The organism is Mesorhizobium sp. M7A.F.Ca.ET.027.03.2.1, from assembly GCF_003999175.1.
Lineage (GTDB): Bacteria > Pseudomonadota > Alphaproteobacteria > Rhizobiales > Rhizobiaceae > Mesorhizobium.
Genome location: NZ_RZOM01000591.1, coordinates 1 through 3,837, shown reverse-complemented (window position 1 = coordinate 3,837; position 3,837 = coordinate 1). Strand labels below are relative to the sequence as shown.

At 62.1% G+C, this 3,837-nt stretch carries 6 protein-coding genes and 1 tRNA gene; 4 read left to right on the top strand and 3 right to left on the bottom strand.

Translation table 11 applies throughout. From position 1 onward, the window contains the following. The first annotated feature begins 95 nt into the window (after nucleotides 1–95). From EN750_RS22885 to EN750_RS39165, 3 genes are read left to right on the top strand one after another with little or no spacing between them, the layout of a single operon-like run. Entirely contained in the window at nucleotides 96–632 is a 537-nt protein-coding gene (locus EN750_RS22885; RefSeq protein ID WP_127397730.1) for a hypothetical protein, read from the top strand. Continuing rightward, nucleotides 632–1,687 carry a phage portal protein gene (locus EN750_RS22880; RefSeq protein WP_127397729.1) on the top strand — a complete coding sequence of 352 codons (1,056 nt, stop codon included), beginning with the start codon at nucleotides 632–634 and terminating at the stop codon, nucleotides 1,685–1,687. The genes EN750_RS22885 and EN750_RS22880 overlap by 1 nt, the downstream gene beginning before the upstream one ends. Next, nucleotides 1,684–1,875 carry a hypothetical protein gene (locus EN750_RS39165; RefSeq protein WP_145967843.1) on the top strand — a complete coding sequence of 64 codons (192 nt, stop codon included), beginning with the start codon at nucleotides 1,684–1,686 and terminating at the stop codon, nucleotides 1,873–1,875. Before EN750_RS22880 ends, EN750_RS39165 begins: the two co-directional genes overlap by 4 nt. Before the next feature lie 128 nt (nucleotides 1,876–2,003). Here EN750_RS39165 and EN750_RS22875 read toward each other — a convergent pair. Next, nucleotides 2,004–2,079: transfer RNA gene (locus tag EN750_RS22875), tRNA-Lys, on the bottom strand. Nucleotides 2,080–2,338: 259 nt separating this feature from the next. Between EN750_RS22875 and EN750_RS22870 the strand changes: the two genes are divergently transcribed. Beyond that, entirely contained in the window at nucleotides 2,339–2,824 is a 486-nt protein-coding gene (locus EN750_RS22870; RefSeq protein WP_127397728.1) for a BA14K family protein, read from the top strand. 96 nt (nucleotides 2,825–2,920) lie between these two features. On the opposite strand, the gene EN750_RS22865 is transcribed toward EN750_RS22870, so the two are convergent. Beyond that, complete coding sequence (locus EN750_RS22865) at nucleotides 2,921–3,394, bottom strand: DUF6882 domain-containing protein (protein ID WP_127397727.1); 474 nt, start codon at nucleotides 3,392–3,394, stop codon at nucleotides 2,921–2,923. Nucleotides 3,395–3,428: 34 nt separating this feature from the next. Continuing rightward, the coding region (locus EN750_RS22860) for an FGGY-family carbohydrate kinase (protein ID WP_245482775.1) at nucleotides 3,429–3,837 on the bottom strand (409 nt) is incomplete at its 5' end.

Here is a 3,837-nt window from a genome sequence, read left to right as displayed (position 1 = left end):
GTTTCAAGCTGGCCCGCCTATGACGGCACCGTCGTCCAGGCTCGCAACCGGCAAGAGCCGCTTCGTTCATTCGCAGCGCTGGCGAGGTGGAGACTATGACGGCAACAACTATCAAACAGACAGAAGGCGAGCCGGCAGATTATCCGGACGCGCCTTCGGGCCTGTCGACGGCGGCGACTGCGCTCGATCCCGACATGATCTGGCAGCGAATCGAGGCCTATACGGCATGGCGCTACACGTCCCGCTCTATCGAGTGGATCGTGGAAGGATGCGGCGAGTGGCACGCACCGCTGGCGCCCGCCACCATCTCCACGGTGGATATCTGGCAAGCCGATGCATGGCAAACCGCCACGCTCTCGCCGTCGCCTGTCGGCGGCTACTGCCTGCCGGGCGGCACGTACCGTTTCACCGGCACTGTAGGCAGCGGCACGCCTCCCGCGGCTGTTCTGGAGGCATTCCGGCGCTTGGCCGAATACATGGCCGCCAGCAAGCGCGGCTCGCCTGGCACGACGCGCGAAAAGGTCGTCGCTGGCAGTGTGCAGGTAGACAAATCGCGTTCCGCGTCATGGGCGGCCGAGGCAATGGCAAACAGCGGCGCGGGCGATTTGCTGCGCTCGTTTAGGAGGGTGTAATGGGCATTCTAGATTTCTTCCGGCGCCCTACCGAGAAGCGCAGCGCAATGTCCGGCTTTACCGCCGAATTGATGGCGGCGCGCGAAAGCTACATCAGCGGCCGGCGTGGCATTGGTGAACTGACGGCCACGGCACAGTCATGCATATCGCTTTGGGAAGGCGCCTTTGCGCTTGCCGAAGTCGACGGCACGAGACTCCTAGACAAGCGAACCCTTGCGCTGCTGGCGCGCTCCCTGGCGCTACGGGGCGAAGCCGTGTTCAAGATCGGCGATGGACTTATCCCGTGCGCCGATTGGGACTTGCGCACTAAGGGCGGCAAGCCGGTTGCGTACCGTGTATCCATCTCGGAAGCGGGCGGCGGCACGACCGAAACCCTCTTAGCCGGAGAGGTACTGCATTTGCGCATCGGCGCGGATCCTGCTGCGCCGTGGCTTGGCACGGCACCGCTGCGGCGCGCGTCGCTGACGGCTGGCCTGCTCAATTCGCTCGAAAGCGCACTGGCCGAAGTCTACGAAAACGCACCGCTCGGCTCGCAAATCGTGCCCTATCCCGAAGGGCCTGAAACCGACATGAACACGCTTGGCCGCTCATTCCGCGGGCAGCGTGGCCGTGTCCTGCTTCGCGAATCCGTCAACGTCTCGGCCGCTGGCGGCCCGGCTCCTGTGGTCGATTGGAAACCCGCGAACGTTACGCCCGACATCGAGAAGAGCATGTCGGTAGAAAGCCTCGCAGCGGCACGGGACGCCATCTCTGGCGCGTTTGGTGTACTGCCCGGCCTGTTCAACTCGGCGACTACCGGGCCGATGGTTCGCGAGGCGCAGCGGCACCTAGCACAGTGGACGCTACAACCCATTGCATCGCTGCTTGCCGAGGAAGCAACGGAAAAGCTCGGCGGTACGGTGGCGATCGACGTTATGGGGCCGACGCAAGCCTTCGACGCTGGCGGCTCGGCTCGCGCGCTGGCGACCATCATCCAGGCATACGCCACGGCAAAGGAAGCCGGTTTGGCTCCTACCGTAGTCGACGCCGCACTTGCGAGGCTGGACTGGAAATGAAGGTGCCATGGTTGAATGCCCCCACCGGCCAGGAGCGGCTTAACGCCCGCCCAAGCCGGGGCGCCGCAAAGCGAAGGATTGCGGAACGGCAGGCCCGCAAGGAAGAGCAGCCCGACGACGGGCTGAGGCGATTCCTGAAGGCGGACCCTGCCGTTGAAGAGACGATGCGGCGTGCGGGGCTGGACTGACCATGCGCCATTCATGCGCCATCGAATCCCGGCTAATGCTTGGAAAAGCCCGTAATTCTGGGAAATTCTGGTAAACGCCGATGGCGCATGAAATTCGCCGTAAAATGCAGTTAAGTTATTGATTTTAATGGTGAGCGCGATGGGATTCGAACCCATGACCTACTGATTAAAAGTCAGTTGCTCTACCGGCTGAGCTACGCGCTCCCGCGGGCGAAAGGCGGCCCTCGAAATTGCGCGGAACATAGGGAGAGTGCCTCGACCGGTCAACCGGAAAAAGAGAGCTCGCAAACACGGGTGGCTTCGGCCTGTCGCGACACTTGCCAGCCGCGCCACCGGTGGGAGAACAGCCAAGGGAACACTGGCATTTCTGCCCGACAGCGGCATCCAGTCTGGGGAACAATTGTATGCGCCGCTCGTTTTCCCGGCACAGGGACGTCCGCCAAAACCATCGAGGAGAAAACCAATGAACAGAACCACAACGAGCCTTCTGGCGGCCACTCTCTCCGCCACATTCGTTGCGGCGGAGGCCGTGTCGGTTAACGCCCAATCGAACTATGTGCCGCAATCCCAGGCCGCGATGCCGGATGTGCAGACAGTCCAGTACCGGGAGTGGCGCAAGGACCGCTACAATCGCAATTTTTCGCGTGACCGCAGTTTTTCACGTGACCGCAATTTTTCCCGCAATCGCGGCGCGTATTGGAACGGCCATCGCGGCTATCGCGAATATCGTTCCGGCTATCGTCGTCACGGCGATTATTGGTTCCCGCTCGCGGCGTTCGCGACTGGCGCGCTGATCACCGGTGCCATCATCAACAACGAGAACAACCGCGTCTACGGAGGCAACGCCCACGTCCAATGGTGCTACGACCGCTATCGCAGCTACCGTGCTTCGGACAACACGTTCCAGCCGAATTACGGCCCTCGCAAGGAGTGCCGTTCGCCTTACTGATCAAGGCGCGTTTAAGTAGCTGAGATACGTTGAGTGGAGCTCGCGCCGGCAACGGCGCGGGCTTTTGATCGATTGGCCGGACGAGAACAGTTGCCGTCAACTTGCCCAGTTGATGCTCTTGAGATAAAAGCCACCGCCGTCCTCTCTGTTGGGACAACGATAGATACCCAACCCATTGCAGATACGGGCCATCACCGCACTGAGTTCCCAACCAACCACTTCCAGCGCATTGTCCGCATCCGTCGCATAGGCTTGGGCCAGTTCGTCAATGCCATTCTGCTCTACGAAGGATCGAACCAGCTTTGCATCGCTGAGGATCTCGCTGGGCAGGCTTGAATTTGCCCAAGCCCACAGCCAGTTGCCGGCCTCGGTGCTCGTTGAGCCGACAATCTGGATCTCGGTGACCACCTTGGCGACCCGGTCTTGCGAGAACAGAACCGTTCCGGCCGTCAGGTCGTAGTCATAGCGCGAGCAATCGCCGAGGCGAAACTCCTTGTTCGAGCGTGCATTTTTGGCCTTCAGCTGTTCGATAGCCTCGTCGCGCCAAGCAGGATACCAATCTGGCTGCATTCCTCGCGCCCTATCACCCACCACTGATGGCTGTTTATGACACGCTCAACGTCCGTCGCACAGCATCGCGCCAACCAGCGAGCTTGGCTACGCGCACGGAGCCATCCATGTCCGGCTGGAAGCGTCGTTCCAGCGCCCAGCTCTTCGCGAACTTCCTGGCATCCGGCCAAACGCCAGCTTTCGAGCCGGCCAGCCAGGCTGCACCGAGCGCGGTCGTCTCGAGAATGGTCGGGCGGTCGACCGGTGCATCGAGGATGTCGGCCAGACGCTGCATGGTCCAGTCCGACGCCACCATGCCGCCGTCGACCCGCAGCACGGTCTTGGCCGAAGCCCCCTTCCAGTCCTTGCGCATGGCGTCGAGCAGGTCGCGTGTCTGGTAGGCCACGGATTCAAGCGCGGCGCGGGCAAACTCCGCCGGGCCGGAATTGCGCGTCAGTCCGAAA

Bases quoted from the DNA above. Each gene is read 5' to 3' on its own strand.
- EN750_RS22865 (WP_127397727.1), bottom strand. From the start codon at position 3,394: ATGCAGCCAGATTGGTATCCTGCTTGGCGCGACGAGGCTATCGAACAG.
- EN750_RS39165 (WP_145967843.1), top strand. From the start codon at position 1,684: ATGAAGGTGCCATGGTTGAATGCCCCCACCGGCCAGGAGCGGCTTAAC.
- EN750_RS22880 (WP_127397729.1), top strand. From the start codon at position 632: ATGGGCATTCTAGATTTCTTCCGGCGCCCTACCGAGAAGCGCAGCGCA.
- EN750_RS22885 (WP_127397730.1), top strand. From the start codon at position 96: ATGACGGCAACAACTATCAAACAGACAGAAGGCGAGCCGGCAGATTAT.
- EN750_RS22870 (WP_127397728.1), top strand. From the start codon at position 2,339: ATGAACAGAACCACAACGAGCCTTCTGGCGGCCACTCTCTCCGCCACA.